Source organism: Micromonospora sp. WMMB482 (assembly GCF_019038635.1).
Lineage (GTDB): Bacteria > Actinomycetota > Actinomycetes > Mycobacteriales > Micromonosporaceae > Micromonospora > Micromonospora marina.
In genome coordinates this window covers 1,486,595-1,501,029 of sequence record NZ_JAHOPD010000020.1, presented here as the reverse complement: position 1 = coordinate 1,501,029, position 14,435 = coordinate 1,486,595, and the positions used below count along the sequence as shown (strand labels likewise).

15 protein-coding genes are annotated in these 14,435 nt (G+C 73.9%); 10 read left to right on the top strand and 5 right to left on the bottom strand.

From position 1 onward, the window contains the following. Nucleotides 1-14: 14 nt before the first annotated feature. A complete protein-coding gene (locus KSK32_RS07935; protein WP_216929903.1) occupies nt 15-1,061 on the bottom strand; it encodes a glucose 1-dehydrogenase in 1,047 nt (348 codons plus the stop codon). 103 nt (nt 1,062-1,164) lie between these two features. Between KSK32_RS07935 and KSK32_RS34900 the strand changes: the two genes are divergently transcribed. Continuing rightward, nucleotides 1,165-2,046, top strand: a complete 882-nt coding sequence (locus KSK32_RS34900) for an NADH-quinone oxidoreductase subunit C (protein ID WP_216929901.1) — start codon at nt 1,165-1,167, stop codon at nt 2,044-2,046. Beyond that, a complete protein-coding gene (gene nuoH / locus KSK32_RS07925) occupies nt 2,046-3,008 on the top strand; it encodes an NADH-quinone oxidoreductase subunit NuoH (RefSeq protein WP_013288672.1) in 963 nt (320 codons plus the stop codon). The genes KSK32_RS34900 and nuoH overlap by 1 nt, the downstream gene beginning before the upstream one ends. A gap of 156 nt (nt 3,009-3,164) precedes the next feature. Here nuoH and KSK32_RS07920 read toward each other — a convergent pair whose 3' ends face one another. Then, nucleotides 3,165-4,238 (bottom strand): glutathione S-transferase family protein, encoded by a 1,074-nt coding sequence (locus KSK32_RS07920; protein WP_216935894.1) that lies wholly within the window; start codon nt 4,236-4,238, stop codon nt 3,165-3,167. An 87-nt stretch (nt 4,239-4,325) separates the two neighbouring features. Between KSK32_RS07920 and KSK32_RS07915 the strand changes: the two genes are divergently transcribed. Then, nucleotides 4,326-4,748, top strand: a complete 423-nt coding sequence (locus KSK32_RS07915) for an ester cyclase (RefSeq protein WP_216929899.1) — start codon at nt 4,326-4,328, stop codon at nt 4,746-4,748. Here the strand turns inward: KSK32_RS07915 and KSK32_RS07910 are convergent. Further along, nucleotides 4,729-5,304 carry a Uma2 family endonuclease gene (locus KSK32_RS07910; protein ID WP_013288669.1) on the bottom strand — a complete coding sequence of 192 codons (576 nt, stop codon included), beginning with the start codon at nt 5,302-5,304 and terminating at the stop codon, nt 4,729-4,731. The genes KSK32_RS07915 and KSK32_RS07910 overlap by 20 nt on opposite strands. Before the next feature lie 104 nt (nt 5,305-5,408). Here KSK32_RS07910 and KSK32_RS07905 point away from each other — a divergent pair, with 104 nt between their 5' ends. The 7 genes from KSK32_RS07905 to htpX all read left to right on the top strand — a co-directional run bounded on the left by KSK32_RS07905 (nt 5,409) and on the right by htpX (nt 12,859). After that, on the top strand, nt 5,409-5,999 hold the full coding sequence (locus KSK32_RS07905) for an NADH-quinone oxidoreductase subunit I (RefSeq protein WP_216929897.1): 591 nt from the start codon (nt 5,409-5,411) through the stop codon (nt 5,997-5,999). After that, entirely contained in the window at nt 5,996-6,580 is a 585-nt protein-coding gene (locus KSK32_RS07900; RefSeq protein WP_216929895.1) for an NADH-quinone oxidoreductase subunit J, read from the top strand. The genes KSK32_RS07905 and KSK32_RS07900 overlap by 4 nt, the downstream gene beginning before the upstream one ends. Beyond that, nucleotides 6,577-6,945: an NADH-quinone oxidoreductase subunit NuoK gene (nuoK, locus tag KSK32_RS07895; protein ID WP_216929893.1), complete on the top strand. Its 369-nt coding sequence runs from the start codon at nt 6,577-6,579 to the stop codon at nt 6,943-6,945. The genes KSK32_RS07900 and nuoK overlap by 4 nt, the downstream gene beginning before the upstream one ends. Then, nucleotides 6,942-8,867, top strand: coding sequence for an NADH-quinone oxidoreductase subunit L (locus KSK32_RS07890; RefSeq protein WP_216929886.1), 1,926 nt, complete (start codon nt 6,942-6,944; stop codon nt 8,865-8,867). The genes nuoK and KSK32_RS07890 overlap by 4 nt, the downstream gene beginning before the upstream one ends. Then, the gene (locus KSK32_RS07885; protein ID WP_216929884.1) at nt 8,864-10,369 is read left to right on the top strand and encodes a NuoM family protein; all 1,506 of its coding nucleotides are present in this window, start codon (nt 8,864-8,866) and stop codon (nt 10,367-10,369) included. The genes KSK32_RS07890 and KSK32_RS07885 overlap by 4 nt, the downstream gene beginning before the upstream one ends. Then, complete coding sequence (locus KSK32_RS07880; RefSeq protein ID WP_216929882.1) at nt 10,366-11,832, top strand: NADH-quinone oxidoreductase subunit N; 1,467 nt, start codon at nt 10,366-10,368, stop codon at nt 11,830-11,832. Before KSK32_RS07885 ends, KSK32_RS07880 begins: the two co-directional genes overlap by 4 nt. A gap of 148 nt (nt 11,833-11,980) precedes the next feature. Then, on the top strand, nt 11,981-12,859 hold the full coding sequence (gene htpX / locus KSK32_RS07875; protein WP_216929880.1) for a zinc metalloprotease HtpX: 879 nt from the start codon (nt 11,981-11,983) through the stop codon (nt 12,857-12,859). 79 nt (nt 12,860-12,938) lie between these two features. Here htpX and KSK32_RS07870 read toward each other — a convergent pair whose 3' ends face one another. Both KSK32_RS07870 and KSK32_RS07865 read right to left on the bottom strand, forming a co-directional pair. After that, nucleotides 12,939-14,129, bottom strand: a complete 1,191-nt coding sequence (locus KSK32_RS07870) for a hypothetical protein (protein WP_216929878.1) — start codon at nt 14,127-14,129, stop codon at nt 12,939-12,941. Continuing rightward, nucleotides 14,126-14,314 (bottom strand): hypothetical protein, encoded by a 189-nt coding sequence (locus KSK32_RS07865; protein ID WP_216929876.1) that lies wholly within the window; start codon nt 14,312-14,314, stop codon nt 14,126-14,128. Before KSK32_RS07865 ends, KSK32_RS07870 begins: the two co-directional genes overlap by 4 nt. Between the last annotated feature and the right edge of the window lie 121 nt (nt 14,315-14,435).

The following is a 14,435-nucleotide window of genomic DNA, read 5'->3' as shown; positions in this document are numbered from 1 at the left end:
CGGGGCGTCGCGGCTCACTGCGTGAAGTCCAGCACCGCCTTGATGTCCTCGCCGGCCGAGGCGTACGCCTCGCGGTAGTTCGACAGCGGCACCCGGCGGGTGATCAGCGACGTCAGCCACGACTGTTCGGCCTGGGCGAGCGCGTCGGCGGCCATCTCCCAGTGCCGCCGGCCGGCGTTCACCGAGCCGAACACCACGTTGTTCTCCAGCACCAGCTCCCGGTTGAGCGCCCCGGCGTCGAAGTCGATGGTCCGGCCGCCGCTGGACACACCGGTCAGGCAGACGATGCCGGTCGGCGCGGCCTTGCACATCGCGTCCAGCACCACGGTGGGCGCGCCGGTGCACTCGATCACCACGTCCGGCTTCACGTCCAGCTCGGGCACCGTCACCGTGTGGTACGTCGCCCCGAGCGCGCGGACCAGCTCCGGCTTCGGTCCGGTGGTGTTGCGGTCCAGCACGTGCACGGACAGCCCACGCTGGCTGCCCAGCAGCGCGGCCAGCAGCCCGATCGGCCCGGCGCCGGTGACCAGCACGGTCATCGGTTTCCACTCGGCCCGGCGGCCGATCCGTTCGATGTGGTCCCACGCCTTCGCCACCACGCTCGTCGGCTCCAGCAGCACGCCCACCGATGCGAGCGCCGGGTCCAGGCCGACGGCGAACTTGGGCTGCAACCGCCAGCGTTCCCGGGCGAAACCGGGCAGCCCCTTGATGCCGTGCTCGGTGTACCGCCCGTTGCGGCACATGTCCCACTCGTCCACCGCGCAGTTCGCGCAGGGCACCGGATCGGGGTGGCGGACCACGCCGGCGACCAGGTCGCCGGGGTGCAACGTGCCGGTCGGATCGTCCAGCACGCGGCCCAGCGACTCGTGCCCGAGCACCAGCCGCTCCTGGTCCGGCGGTGCCTCGCCGTACTCGCCGGCGACGATCTCGTGGTCGGTGCCGCAGACACCGACCGCCAGCGACTCGACCAGGATCGCGCCCTCCTCGGGCGGCGGCTCGGGCCAGTCCTCGACGAGCCGCAGCGAATCCGGGACACCAGGGGTGACAGTCACAGCGCGCACGGACCCCATCTTTCCGCGCGCTGCCGCCGTCCGCCCGGCAAAGCGGCGATCCGGGCCCGGGCGGCCCGACCCGGTCCGCAGCCGTCGGCCATAGGATCAGCGCATGACTCCGGAAGAGGTCGGCCGGCGAGTGGTCGCGCTGCTCGCGCCCGTCGAGGCCACGGCGTCGGTGTCCGGCGGTCAGGGGTACGCCCGCGCCACCGTCGACGTACCCCCGGCGAGCTGGGCGGACGCGGTGCGCGCGGCGCGCGACGACGACGAGCTGGGTCTCGATTTCCTGGACTGGCTGTCGGCGGTGGACGAGCTCGCCGACGGCTTCGACGTGGTGCTGCACCTCTGGTCGGTCCGCCATCGGCACGGGCTGCTGCTGCGCACCCGGGTTTCCCGGGACACGCCGGTCGTCGCGTCGGTGGTCGGCCTGTTCCCCGGCGCCGCGTGGCACGAGCGCGAGACGCACGAGATGTTCGGCATCGGCTTCGCCGGCCACGACGAGCTGCGCCCGCTGCTGCTGCCGCCGGAGTTCGAGGGGCATCCGTTGCGCAAGGAGTTCGTCCTCGCCTCCCGGGTCGCGAAGCCGTGGCCCGGCGCGAAGGAGCCGGGCGAGTCGGAGGCGGGCGGCGGCCGCCGGCCGGTCCGGCCGCCGGGCGTGCCCGCGCCGGGTGAGTGGGGCACGACGCCCACGCCGGCGGGTGCGGCGGGCGCCGGTGAGGGCCCCCGCGGGGGTACGCCGGCGCGCCCGGCCCGGGAACGCCCGGCGCGGCCTGCTCCGGGGGAGCGTCCGGCGCGCCCTGCTGCCGCTGAGCGCCCGGCGCGGCCGACTGCGGGGGAGGCTTCGGAACGGCCTGCTGCCGGGGCGGCCGAGCCGGGGTCCGGTGCTGCTCCGGCGGCCGACGAGGCGGGTCCGCTCGGGCGGCCGCTGCCAGGGGAACGGCCGACCGGTCCGCCCCGCCAGGAGCCGGAGCCTGACGCGGCGGGGGAGAGCTGATGCCGGACTGGTTGGAGCTGGTCCTGCGCGTGGCGGGCGTGCTCGTCGCGTTCCTCACGCTGCCGCTGATCGTGGGCCAGGCCGAGCACAAGGTGATGGCGCACATGCAGGGCCGGCTGGGCCCGATGTACGCGGGCGGCTTCCACGGCTGGGCGCAACTGGTCGCCGACGGGATCAAGTTCGTGCAGAAGGAGGACGTCACCCCGCGCGACGCGGACCGGCCGGTGTTCCGGCTGGCGCCCGCGGTGGCGCTGGTGCCGTACCTGCTCGTGCTGCTGGTCATCCCGCTCGGGCCGGGTGACCTGGTGGCCCAGCCGCTCGACATCGGCCTGTTCTTCGTGCTAGCCGTGGTGGGCGTCGGGGTGCTGGCGGTGCTCATGTCCGCGTGGGCGTCGGCGAACAAGTACAGCCTGCTGGGCGGGCTGCGTGGCGCGGCCCAGCTGCTCGGGTACGAGCTGCCGCTGGTGCTGGCCGCCGCCTCGGTGGCGATGGCGGCGGGCACGCTCAGCCTGCCCGGCATCGTGGAGGCGTGGCAGCCGTGGTGGCTGCTGTGGCAGGCACCGGCCATGGTGATCTTCTTCGTGGCGGGGCTGGCGGAGATCCGCCGTCCGCCGTTCGACATGCCGGTGGCCGACTCCGAGCTGGTCTTCGGCTACATGACCGAGTACACCGGCCTGCGGTTCGCGTTCTTCCTGCTCGCCGAGTACGTGGGCATCGTGGTGATCGCGGCGCTGACCACTGTGCTGTTCCTCGGCGGCTGGCAGGGCCCGTTCGCCGACGCACAGCTCGGGTGGCTGTGGACGCTGCTCAAGGTCTTCGCCGTCGCCTTCGTGATCATCTGGCTGCGGGTGAGCTACCCGAGGCTGCGCGAGGACCAGCTCCAGCGCCTCTGCTGGCTGGTCCTGGTCCCCCTGGCCCTGGCCCAGCTCGTCCTGACCGCCGCAGTCCGCCTGGCCCTCTAGCCCCAGCCCCTCCCTCCCACCCGCCCTCCGTCTCCCCGGCGATCTTGCACTTCCTGCCCCGGCGAAAGGGGCAAAGTGCCCAGGCTCGAGGCCCAAAGTGCAAGATCGCCGAGGCGAGGCGAGGCGAGGCGAGGCGAGGCGAGGGGGGCGGGCGGGTCAGCGCAAGGGGGTGTGGGCCGGGTCCACCCGCTCGGAGGGGGGTGGGGGCGGGGGTGGGGTGCCGTCGCCGAAGGGACGACCGCCCAGTTCCTCCCGCCCGTGCGGGGTGAGCCAGTTGCTCAGGTCGGGGCCGAGCGGCACGATGCCGGTCGGGTTGATGTCCCGGTGGACCTCGTAGTAGTGCCGCTTGATGTGGTCGAAGTCGATGGTGTCGCCGAACCCGGGCGTGGTGAACAGGTCCCGGGCGTACGCCCACAGCACCGGCATCTCGCTGAGCTTCTGCCGGTTGCACTTGAAGTGCCCGTGGTAGACCGGGTCGAAGCGGACGAGCGTGGTGAACAGCCGTACGTCCGCCTCGGTGATCGTGTCGCCGACCAGGTACCGCTGCCCGGCCAGCCGCTCGCTCAGCCGGTCCAGCCGGTCGAACAGCCGGTGGTACGCCTTGTCGTACGCCTCCTGGCTGCCGGCGAAGCCGCACCGGTAGACGCCGTTGTTGACGTCGGCGAAGACGACCTCGTTCACCTCGTCGATCTCGCCGCGCAGCGGTTCCGGGTAGAGGTCCGGCGCGCCCGGCCGGTGGTGCGCCGTCCACTCGGTCGTGAGGTCCAGGCTCATCTGCGCGTAGTCGTTCGTCACGACCTGGCCGGTGGGCACGTCGACGAGCGCCGGGACGGTGATGCCGCGCTCGTAGCCGGGGAAGCGGGCGAAGTACGCCTCGGCCAGCCGTTCGATGCCCAGTACCGGGTCCTTGCCGTCCGGGTCCAGGTCGAACGTCCAGCTCCGCTTGTCGTGGGTGGGCCCGGCCACGGCCATCGAGATGGCGTCCTCCAGCCCGAGCAGCCTGCGGACGATGATCAGCCGGTTGGCCCAGGGGCAGGCCCGGCTGACCGCCAGCCGGTAGCGCCCCGGCTCCACCGGCCAGCCGTCCCGCTCGTCGGCGGTGATCCGGGTGGCGATGTAGCGCTGGTCGCGGGTGAACTCGCCACCCGGCTCCACGTACTTGCCGCCGGTCCGGTTCAGGACCTCGTCGTCGCTGCCCACACCCACCTCCGAGTTCGCTCTCGCTCCCATCATGGTCGCTCCGGCGCCTCCCGGCAGGGCGAGCGCCCCGGAGACCGGCAGGGCGAGTGCCCGGGAGAGGGGCATAGGCTGCCCGCCGTGACCGATGTGGAGGCGGCAGCCCGGCGTTTCGTCGCCGACGTGTGGAACGCGGGACGCGAGGAGAGCGCGTACGAGCTGGTGGCGGCGGACTGCCCGGGGCTCGGCGGCACCGGCCCGGCGGCGATGCTGGCGTGGCACCGGGACCGGCGGGCCTCGTTCCCGGACCTGCGCTACAAGATCGTCGAGGTCGTGGCGACCGGTACGCGGGTGGCGGTGCGCTGGCGGGCCGCCGGCACCCAGGCCGGCCAGTTCGGCCCGGTGCCACCGACCGGCCGGGTGGTCAGCTATTCGGGCGCGACGTTCCTGCGCTTCGACGACGACGGCCGGATCGTGGACGTGTGGAGCGTCAACGAGTTGTTCCAGGTGCTCCAGCAGCTCGGCGTGGAGATGCTGCCCCCGCTCACACCCGGCGAGGCGTGATCCGGCTGATCGGTAGGTTCACGGGGAACGGCTCGCCGGTGTCGACGAACTTCGTCCACCGGCCGGTCTCCGTGTAGACCTCGTGCACCGGATCGATCTTGTAGGTGTAGACGACGATGCCCTCGTCCTCGATCTCGATTCGCCAGTGGAACGGGATCCCGGCCTGCGCGTAGAGCGCCGGCTTGAGCACCCGGTCGATGGACCGGGTGCTGGGCGAGACGATCTCCACGGCGAGCACCACCTCGTGCGGCTCGTACCGGGACGGCTCGCGCGCGGCGGCGGTTGCGGTGGTGACCAGCACGTCCGGGATGAAGGAGCGGGTGCGGTTGATGCGCACCTCCACACCCTGGGTCACGTCGTACCCGTCGGGGCAGTCCTCGTCGAGCGCGACCATGAGCAGGGCCGCGATGCTCTGGTGGATCCGGGTGGGGGAGGGGGACATGAGCAGCACTCCATCGAGCAGTTCGCGGCGGCGACCGTCCTCCGGCAGCGCGTCCAGATCGTCTGTCGTCCACCCGCCCTCCGGCGGGTGATCGCTCTCCAGCGCGGCGGTCATCGGTGAGCCCTTCCCGGTGCGTCGTTCTCCCCGCGCTCACGATACCGCCGCCAAGAGTCGGGGGGTGGTCGCGCGCGCCCGGGCCACAGGGCAGGATGGGCGGCATGAGCGAGCACGGTGGAGTGCCCGGTGCCGGGTTGGTCAAGGGCCTGGCGGTCACGTTGAAGACGATGACCCGCCGCTCGACCACCCAGCAGTACCCGGACGTCGCGCCCGAACTGCCGCCCCGCTCCCGCGGCGTGATCGCGCTGCTGGAGGAGAACTGCACCGTCTGCATGCTCTGCGCCCGCGAGTGCCCGGACTGGTGCATCTACATCGACTCGCACAAGGAGGAGGTGGCGGTACCCGGCGCCGCCCGCCCCCGCCAGCGCAACGTGCTCGACAAGTTCGACATCGACTTCTCGCTCTGCATGTACTGCGGCATCTGCGTCGAGGTCTGCCCGTTCGACGCGCTCTACTGGTCGCCCGAGTTCGAGTACGCCGAGTACGACATCAAGGACCTGCTGCACGACAAGGACCACCTCGGGGAGTGGATGGCCACCGTGCCGCCGCCGCCGGCCCACGACCCGCTCGGCGACCCCTCCAAGGAGGAGACCACCGCCGCCCGGAAGGCGGCGGGTCCGTCGGCCCGTCCTGCTCCTTCCCGGGTACGCCCCGACGCCGCCACCGATCCGGGCGGAGGCGCTGCCTCATGACCGGTGCGGACGTCCTGCTGCTGGCGCTGGGCGCGGTGGCGGTGGGCGCCGGTGCGCTGGTGGTCGCCACCCGGCACCTGGTCCGGGCCGGGTTGTGGCTGGTGGTCTGCCTGGGTGCGCTGGCGGGGAACTACCTGGTGCTGACCGCCGAGCTGGTGGCCTGGGTGCAGGTGCTCATCTACGTGGGCGCGGTGGTGGTGCTGCTGCTGTTCGCGGTGATGCTGACCCGTGCGCCGATCGGCCCGTCGGACGACCTGGACCGACCGGGCTGGCCCGCCGCGCTCGTCGGCGCCGGCAGCGGCCTGGGCCTGGCGGTGCTGCTGATCGACGCGTTCCGCTGGTCCCGGGTGGACCTGCCCGCCGCGGGTACCGCCGAGCGCCTCGGCGAGCAGATCTTCCGCTCCTGGGTGCTGCCGTTCGAGGTGTTGTCGGTGCTGCTGCTGGCCGCGCTGGTCGGCGCGATCGTGCTCTCCCGCCCCGACATCGGCCGCCCGGCCGCGCCCGCAGCGGCCTCCGACGGCGGCGAGCGCCCGGCCCGCGTCGCGCCTACCCCGGCCGCTGACGAGGGCAGGCGACCGTGAGGCCGGTCATCCCGTACGTCACCGCCGCGCTGCTGTTCGGCCTCGGCGTGTACGGCGTGCTGCGCCGTCGCAACGCCGTCTTGGTGCTGATGGCGGTGGAGCTGATGCTGAACGCGGTGAACCTGGTGCTGGTCACCGCGGACACCACAGTGAAGGCCGCGCTGCCGCACTCCGGTCAGGTGTTCGCGCTGTTCGTGATCGTGCTGGCCGCCGCCGAGATCGGTGTCGGGCTCGCCATCGTGCTCCAGCTCTACCGGCTGCGCGCCAGCGTCACTGTCGACGACGTGCCGCTGGCCGAGCCGGCGCCCGCTGTCGCGGCGGTCCCGGCGTCCGGGCGGCCGGATGCGGAAGGAGCGGTCCGGTGAGCACGCCGACGCTGTGGCTCGCGGCGGTGCTGCCGGCCGCGCCGCTCGTCGCCGGGCTGCTCGGCCTGCTGCTGCCGCCCGCCCCGCGCCGGGACCGGGCGTCGGCCCGGCGGGCGGCGGTGGCGCTGGGCGTGGCCGGGGCGGCCGTGTCGTTGCTGGCCGCGCTGGCGCTGCTGGTCCGCGTGGACGCGCCGGTCGAGGCGTCCACCACCTGGATCGACCTGGGCGGGCTGCGGGTCACGCTGGGCCTGCGCCTGGACGGCGTGGCGGTGCTCGTCGCCACCGCCGTCGCGGCTGTCGCGCTGGCCGTGCAGGTCTACTCGATCGGCTACCTGCGCCGGGGCCCGCACGACGACGTGGACGTCGACCACAGGTACCCGCCGTACGCGGCGCAACTGAGCCTGTTCACCGCCGCCATGCTCACGGTGGTGGTGTCCGGCGACCTGATCATGCTGCTGGTCGGCTGGGAGGTGATGGGCGTCTGCTCGTACCTGCTCATCGCCCACGACCGGCGGCTGCCCGAGGCGCCGGGCGCGGCGGTGAAGGCATTCCTGGTCACCCGCCTGGGTGACGTCGGCTTCCTGCTCGGCATCGCGCTGCTCGGCGTGGGCGCTGGGAGTTTCCGGATCGCCGACGTGCTGGCGCACGACTACGCCACCGGCACGCTCACCGCCGCCTGCCTGCTGCTGCTCGCCGGGGTGGCGGGCAAGAGCGCCCAGTTCCCGCTGCACACCTGGCTGCCGGACGCGATGGCCGGTCCCACGCCGGTGTCCGCGCTGATCCACGCCGCGACCATGGTCGCCGCCGGGGTGTACGCGGTGGCGCGGCTGTTCCCGCTGTTCGAGCGCGCCCCGGCCGCGCTCGCCGTGCTGGGCGTGATGGCCGCGATCACGATGCTGCTCGGCGCGTTCGCCGCCACCGCGCAGGACGACATCAAGCGGGTGCTCGCCTGGTCGACCGTCTCGCAGATCGGCTACATGACCGGCGCGCTGGCGGTCGGCGCACCGGCTGCCGCGCTGTTCCACCTGCTCACCCACGCCGCATTCAAGGCGCTGCTGTTCCTCGCCGCCGGTGCGGTGATCCACGCCGTCGGCACCACGCTGATGTCCCGGATGGGCGGCCTGCGTACCGGCATGCCCGTGACGTTCTGGTGCATGGTGGTCGGCCTGGGCGCGCTCGCAGGCGTACCCCCGCTCTCGGGTTTCTGGAGCAAGGACGGCGTGCTCGCCGCCGCCGAGGCGGCCGCGCTCGACGGCGCCGGGCCGACCGCGGCCTGGGTCGGCTGGCTGGTCTGGCTGGCCGGGCTGGTCGGCGTCGCGGTGACCGCCTGGTACGCGACCCGCCTGCTGCTGCGCACCTTCCTCGGCCGGACGCGCACGCCGCTGCTGCGGCCGCACGACCCGCCCGCGTTGCTGCGCTGGCCGGTACTGCTGCTCACCGTCCCGGCCGCGCTGCTGGGCCTGGCCGCGTTCGCGCCCTGGTTCGCCGGCCGCCTGCGAGTGCCCGGCGACAACAGCGGGGAGGCGGTCGAGCTGGTGCACCTCGCGCCGAACCTGATCCTGCCGTTCCTGCTGCTGCTCGCGGGCGCGGGCGTCGCCTGGGCGGGCTGGCGCCGCGACCCGGCCGCCGACCCGGCCCGCTTCCTGGGTCCGCTGCGGCCGGTCTTCGCCCGCGCGTTCCGGCTCGACGACGTCCAGCACACCCTCGTCGTACGCCCGGCGGGCGCGCTCGCGCGGGTCGTGCGTACCGGTGACGAGCTGGGCGTGGACGGGCTGGTCGAGGGCAGCGGCCGGGCGGCGGTCGAGGTGGGCGGCGGCCTGGCCGCCCTGCACCGGGCGGCGCTGCCGCGCGCGGCGGCCGGGGTGCTCGCCGGCGCGCTGCTGATCGGCCTCGCGGTCGCGCTGATCGGAGTCACCTCATGACGTTCGGGCAGGTCCTGCTGGTCGCCGTGGTCGCGGTCCCGGCGCTCGGCGCGCTGGCCACCGCAGCCGTGCCGGGAGACCGGGCCGGGCGGGTGGTCGGCACCGTGGCCGCCGCGTTGGCGCTGCTGGCGACGCTGCCGCTGGTCGGCGGCGACCACGGCTGGTTCGGGTACGGACCGCGCCCGGCGGTACAGCCGTGGCACCAGCTCGACCTGGCGTGGGTGCCCGGGCTCGACCTGCGCTTCCACCTCGGCGTGGACGGGATCTCCTGGCCGCTGGTGGTGCTGACCGCACTGCTCACGCTGCTGTGCTGCGCGTACACGCTGTGGCGGGTGCCGTCCGGCGGCGGCAGCGGGCGGGCGCTCGTGGCGCTGCTGCTGGTGGTCGAGGTGGGCATCCTCGGCACGTTCCTCGCGCTCGACCTGGTGCTGTTCTTCCTGTTCTTCGAGGTCGTCCTGCTGCCGATGTACGCGGTGATCGCCGGCTGGGGCGGCGCGGACCGTCGTCGGGCGGCGCGCAAGTTCGCGTTGTACACGCTGTTCGGCTCGGTGCTGCTGCTGGTCGGCGTCTACGTGGTGGTGGCCGCCGCGGGCACCGCCGACCTGGTCGCGCTCACCGGCGGCGCCGGGCTGTCCCGGGGCACCCAGCTCGCCGCGTTCACGCTGCTGGCTCTGGCGTTCGCGGTGAAGAGCCCGCTCTGGCCGCTGCACTCGTGGCTGCCCGACGCGCACACCCAGGCGCCCACCGTCGGCAGCGTGATCCTCGCCGGGGTGCTGCTCAAGATGGGCACGTACGGGCTGATCCGGGTCGCCGTCGGGGTGGCCCCGGAGGGCGCCCGGTGGGCCGCGCCGGTGCTCGGCGTGCTCGCCGTCGCCGCCATTCTGATCGGTGGCCTGGTCTGCCTGGCGCAGGACGACCTGAAGCGGCTCATCGCGTACTCCAGCGTGGGGCACATGGGTTTCGTGCTGCTCGGGGTCGCCACGCTCACCGCCACCGGAATCCAGGCCGCGCTGATCGGCAACATCGCCCACGGCGTCATCACCGGCCTGCTGTTCTTCCTCGCCGGAGCGGTCAAGGACCGCGCGCACACCGGCTCGCTGGCCGAGCTGTCCGGGCTGCGGGAGACCGCGCCCCGGCTCGCCGGGCTGCTCGGCTTCGCGGCTGTCGCCTCGCTGGGGCTGCCCGGCCTGGCCGGGTTCTGGGGTGAGGCGTTCGCCGTGGTCGCCGCCGTGCAGCGGGGCGGCCCGCTCTGGCTCACGCTGGCCGTGCTGGCCGCGCTGGGCGGGGCGCTCACCGCCGCGTACTTCTTGCGGCTGCTGCGCCGGGTCACGCACGGACGGCCCAGCCCGGCGGTGGCCGGTCTCGCACCCGGGCTGGCCGGGGCGGAGCTGACCGCCTGGGCGCCGCTCGTGCTGCTCGCGCTCGCGGTCGGTCTGGCCCCGGCGCTCGTGCTGTCGTACGCCTCCGGTCCGGTGGAGGCGCTGCTGGGGGTCGTCCCGTGAGCCTGGTGCAGCCTGTCGACAACCTGGCGATGCTGCCTGCGTACCTGGCCGCCGGCACGGCCGTCCTGGTGCTCCTGTTCGACCTGCTGGTGGCCCGGCCCGCCGTCACGGTGGCGGTGGCGGCGCTCGGCGCGGCCGGCACCGCGGCCGGCGCGGCACTGGTCGGGGCGGCCGGTGAGCGGCGCACGTTCTGCGTGGGCGCGGACTGCTCCTGGGTGTGGGGTGGCCGGGCGGCCCTGGTCGGGGCCGTGATCGCGCTGCTCACGCTCGGCGTGCTGACGCTGTCCGGCCCGCTGCTGCGCGCCGGTCGTACCCCGGTCGGCGAGTACTGCTTCCTGCTCGCCTGCGCGATGACCGGCGGCGTGGTGCTCGGTGCCGCGGGTGACCTGATCACGCTGATCGTGGCGCTGGAGACGCTGACGCTGCCGCTGTACGTGCTGGTCGGCCTGCGGCGGGACAGCCTCGCGGGCGCGGAGGCGGCGGTGACGTTCTTCGTGGTGAGCGTGGTCGCCACCACTGTGACGCTGCTCGGCGCGGCACTGCTCTACGCGGTCACCGGCACGCTGCACCTGGACCGGCTCGGCGCCACGCTGGCCGCCCGCGCCGACCTGACCGATCTGCCGCTGACCGGCGTCGCGGTGGCGCTCGTGGTGGCCGGGCTGGCGTTCAAGGTCGCCGCCGTGCCGTTCCACGCGTGGGCCCCCGCCACCTACGACGGCGCGCCGCTGCCGGTGGCCGCCTACCTGTCGACCGCCTCGAAGCTCGGTGGCGTGGTGGCGCTGCTGGCGGTGGTGCAGCGGGCGCTGCCGGGGGACATGACCGGCCCGGTGCTGGCGGCGCTGGCTGTGCTGACCATGACCGTCGGCAACCTGGTGGCGCTGCGTCAGCGGCGTACCGTGCGGTTGCTCGCCTGGTCGTCGGTGGCCCAGGCGGGGTACATCCTGGCCCCGCTGGGCGCGCTGGCGCTGGCCGCGGGCCGCACCGGCGACGCGCGGGCGGTCGCGTACGCGGCAGCGGTCGCGTACGCCGTCTTCTTCGTGCTGCTGGAGCTGGCCGCGTTCGCGGCGGTGGTGGCGTTGCGCCCGGCGGACGGTGACGGCGGCACGCTCGCCGACCTGCGCGGCGCGGCCCGGCGACACCCGTGGGTGGGCGGCGCGTTCGCGCTGGCGCTGATCGGGCTGGCCGGGCTGCCGCCGGGCCTGGCCGGGCTGTTCGCCAAGGTGACAGTGGTACGCGCGCTGCTGGCCGGGCACGCGGGATGGCTGGCGCTCGTGGTGGCGCTGAACGCGGTGATCGGCCTGGCCTACTACCTGCGGGTCACCGCGTCTCTCTACGCGACGCCTGTCGGCGCGGCGACGGTCCGACCCGCCCGGACCGTGGTGCTGGCGCTCGGCGTGGCCACCGCCGCGGCGGTGGTGATCGGTTTCGCACCGCAGCTCGTGCTGGACGTGGCGTCGCGCTGACCGGTTCCTGCCCGGGTGGGCGACCGCTTCAGCGTGCCCACAGCAACATCCAGCCAACTTTCAGCCATGAGCCGGATGGTTGACGGGTACCGGTGTGTTGAACCGGTCAGCGGGCCTCCCGCAAGGCCCGTGCACCGAAGGAGAGATCGTGCATCACAACCGTCTCAAGACCGCAGCGCTGCTCGGCCTGTTGACCTCGCTGATCCTCGCGGTCGGCTACTGGTTCGGCGGTAGCGGCGGTCTCGTCATCGCCGTCGTCGTGTCGTTGCTGATGAACGGCGTCACCTACTTCTACTCCGACAAGCTCGCACTGCGCTCGATGAAGGCGCAACCGGTCAGCGAGGCACAGTTCCCCGAGCTCTACCAGATGGTGCGGGAGCTCTCCACGCAGGCCGGCAAGCCGATGCCCCGGCTCTACGTGAGCCCGACCTCGCAGCCCAACGCGTTCGCCACCGGTCGTAACCCGGAGAACGCGGCGGTCTGCGTGACCCAGGGCATCGTGGAGATCCTGGACTACCGGGAGTTGCGCGGCGTGATCGGGCACGAGCTGTCCCACGTCTACAACCGGGACATCCTGATCTCCAGCGTGGCGGCCGGCCTGGCCGGCATCATCACCATGCTGGCGAACCTGGCCTGGTTCATCCCGCTGGGCTCCTCGGACGACGAGGACGGCCCGAACCCGGCCGTGCTGCTGCTCACGCTGATCCTCGGCCCGATCGCCGCCACGGTGATCCAGCTCGCGATCAGCCGGAGCCGGGAGTACCAGGCCGACCAGTCCGGCGCCGAGCTGAGCCGCGACCCGCTGGCCCTGGCCAGCGCCCTTCGTAAGATCCACATGGGTACGCAGGCCCGTCCGCTGGCGCCGCAGGGCCAGCTCGCCAGCACCGCGCACCTGATGATCGACAACCCGTTCAAGCGGGGCGGCGGCATCGCCGCGATGTTCGCCACCCACCCGCCGATGGAGCAGCGGGTGGCCCGCCTGGAGCAGATGGCCCGCAACTCCGGGCCGGTGCAGTTCCAGCGCTGACCCGCGTGACCACCGCGCCGCCCGCGTCCACCCGGACGCGGGCGGCGTCGTGTCTGGGCAGTCTTGCCCCGGGCGGCCGTCAGGGCACGGCCGGCTCGGGCAGCCGGTCCGGCCGGGCGACCAGCACCACGGCGAGCAGCACCACCCCCGCCGCCAGGTAGGCGGCGGCCGGGCCGAGCAGCACCGCCAAGCCGCCGAGCAGGAAGATCCCGACGCCGGAGAGCACAATGTTGCCGGCCACGATCGTCGCCTCCACCTGCCCCATCCGCTCCCGCGGCGCCAGCCGCGCGAACGTGGCCTGGGCGCCGATCAGCCACCCGCCGCCCGCTCCGACGAGCGCGTTCGCCCCGGCGAGCGCCCACACCGGGGCGTCGAGCGCCACCAGCAGACCGGCCAGCAGCAGCGCGGCGCCGAGCGCGCTCGCCGCCACCACCTGACCGGTCACCCGGGCCAGCCATCCCCGCCGTCCCACCACCAGCACGAACACCGCGCCGCCGAACGACGACGCCGCCAGCACGACCGGCCGCCACCCGCCAGAGGCCAGATCCGGGGCGAGCGTCTCCGGCAGCCCGCCGGACAGGACGGTGGCCAGGGTCAGCAGCGCCACGCCCCGCAGCACCGGATGGGCGGCGATGATCCGGATGCCCGCGGTGGCGGGCGGCCGTGGACCCCGGTGCTCCTGCCAGCGCACCGGCAGGCCGGCGAGGACCACCGCCGCGAGCAGGAACGAGACCAGGTCGATCACGAGCGCCACCCGAGGGCCGAGCGCCACCGTCACACTCGCCCCGGCGAGCAGGCCGACGACCTGGCCGCTCTGGTTGGCGAAGGCGGAGAGCCCGAACAGCGGCAGCCGCAGCGGCGTCTCCACCGCCTCGGCCGTGATCGCCACGTGCACGCTCGCGTACGCGGCCCGGACCGCGCCGAGCAGCCCGGCCGCCACGATCGCCGGCACCGGCCGGGGTGCCGCAGCCGGTACGGCGATGAGCACCGCACCGGCCAGCGAGAGCCCGACCAGCATGGTGCGCCGGGCCGGCACGTCCAGCCAGCCGCTGAACACCGTCGCGACGAGCAGGGCGGGCACCGTGCGGGCGGCGTACACGGCGGCCGGACCGAGGACCGAATCGGTCTGGTCGTACGCGAGCAGCAGCAGGGCCGCCAGCCCGACGAAGTCACCCAGCTCGGAGACGCCCCGGGCGACGAGCAGCCGGACCGCGACCGGATGCCGGAACAGTGCCCGGTAGCCGGGAGCGGGCGTCGCGGTGTCGGTCATCGATCCGACGGGTCCGTTTCCTCGACGCCGACCGGCTCGTAGTCGGCAGTGACCGGTGGGCACTGCTGGACCGCACGGACCGGCAGCGAACCCCGGAGGGTGGCGGACGCGGGCTCGGCGGGCCGGGCGTCGCCGTACAGGGAGTAGATCTCGACCCGCAACGGCGCGACAGCCATGCCGCTCATCCGACCTCCGATCACGGCGGCGGCCGACTCGCCGTAGGCATGGACTCCGTTCGATCACCGAACCTACTCGTTCCCGGCGGGTAAGGCAGCCCCGCACCGGGAGCCCGATGTGACCGACTCG

What these genes read in the sequence shown, in the direction of transcription:
- KSK32_RS07910 (WP_013288669.1), bottom strand. Translation starts at nt 5,304, where the DNA reads ATGACCGCCGCGCTGGAGAGCGATCACCCGCCGGAGGGCGGGTGGACG.
- KSK32_RS07900 (WP_216929895.1), top strand. Translation starts at nt 5,996, where the DNA reads ATGACCGGTGCGGACGTCCTGCTGCTGGCGCTGGGCGCGGTGGCGGTG.
- KSK32_RS34900 (WP_216929901.1), top strand. Translation starts at nt 1,165, where the DNA reads ATGACTCCGGAAGAGGTCGGCCGGCGAGTGGTCGCGCTGCTCGCGCCC.
- nuoH (WP_013288672.1), top strand. Translation starts at nt 2,046, where the DNA reads ATGCCGGACTGGTTGGAGCTGGTCCTGCGCGTGGCGGGCGTGCTCGTC.
- KSK32_RS07905 (WP_216929897.1), top strand. Translation starts at nt 5,409, where the DNA reads ATGAGCGAGCACGGTGGAGTGCCCGGTGCCGGGTTGGTCAAGGGCCTG.
- KSK32_RS07865 (WP_216929876.1), bottom strand. Translation starts at nt 14,314, where the DNA reads ATGAGCGGCATGGCTGTCGCGCCGTTGCGGGTCGAGATCTACTCCCTG.
- KSK32_RS07885 (WP_216929884.1), top strand. Translation starts at nt 8,864, where the DNA reads ATGACGTTCGGGCAGGTCCTGCTGGTCGCCGTGGTCGCGGTCCCGGCG.
- KSK32_RS07870 (WP_216929878.1), bottom strand. Translation starts at nt 14,129, where the DNA reads ATGACCGACACCGCGACGCCCGCTCCCGGCTACCGGGCACTGTTCCGG.
- KSK32_RS07920 (WP_216935894.1), bottom strand. Translation starts at nt 4,238, where the DNA reads ATGGGAGCGAGAGCGAACTCGGAGGTGGGTGTGGGCAGCGACGACGAG.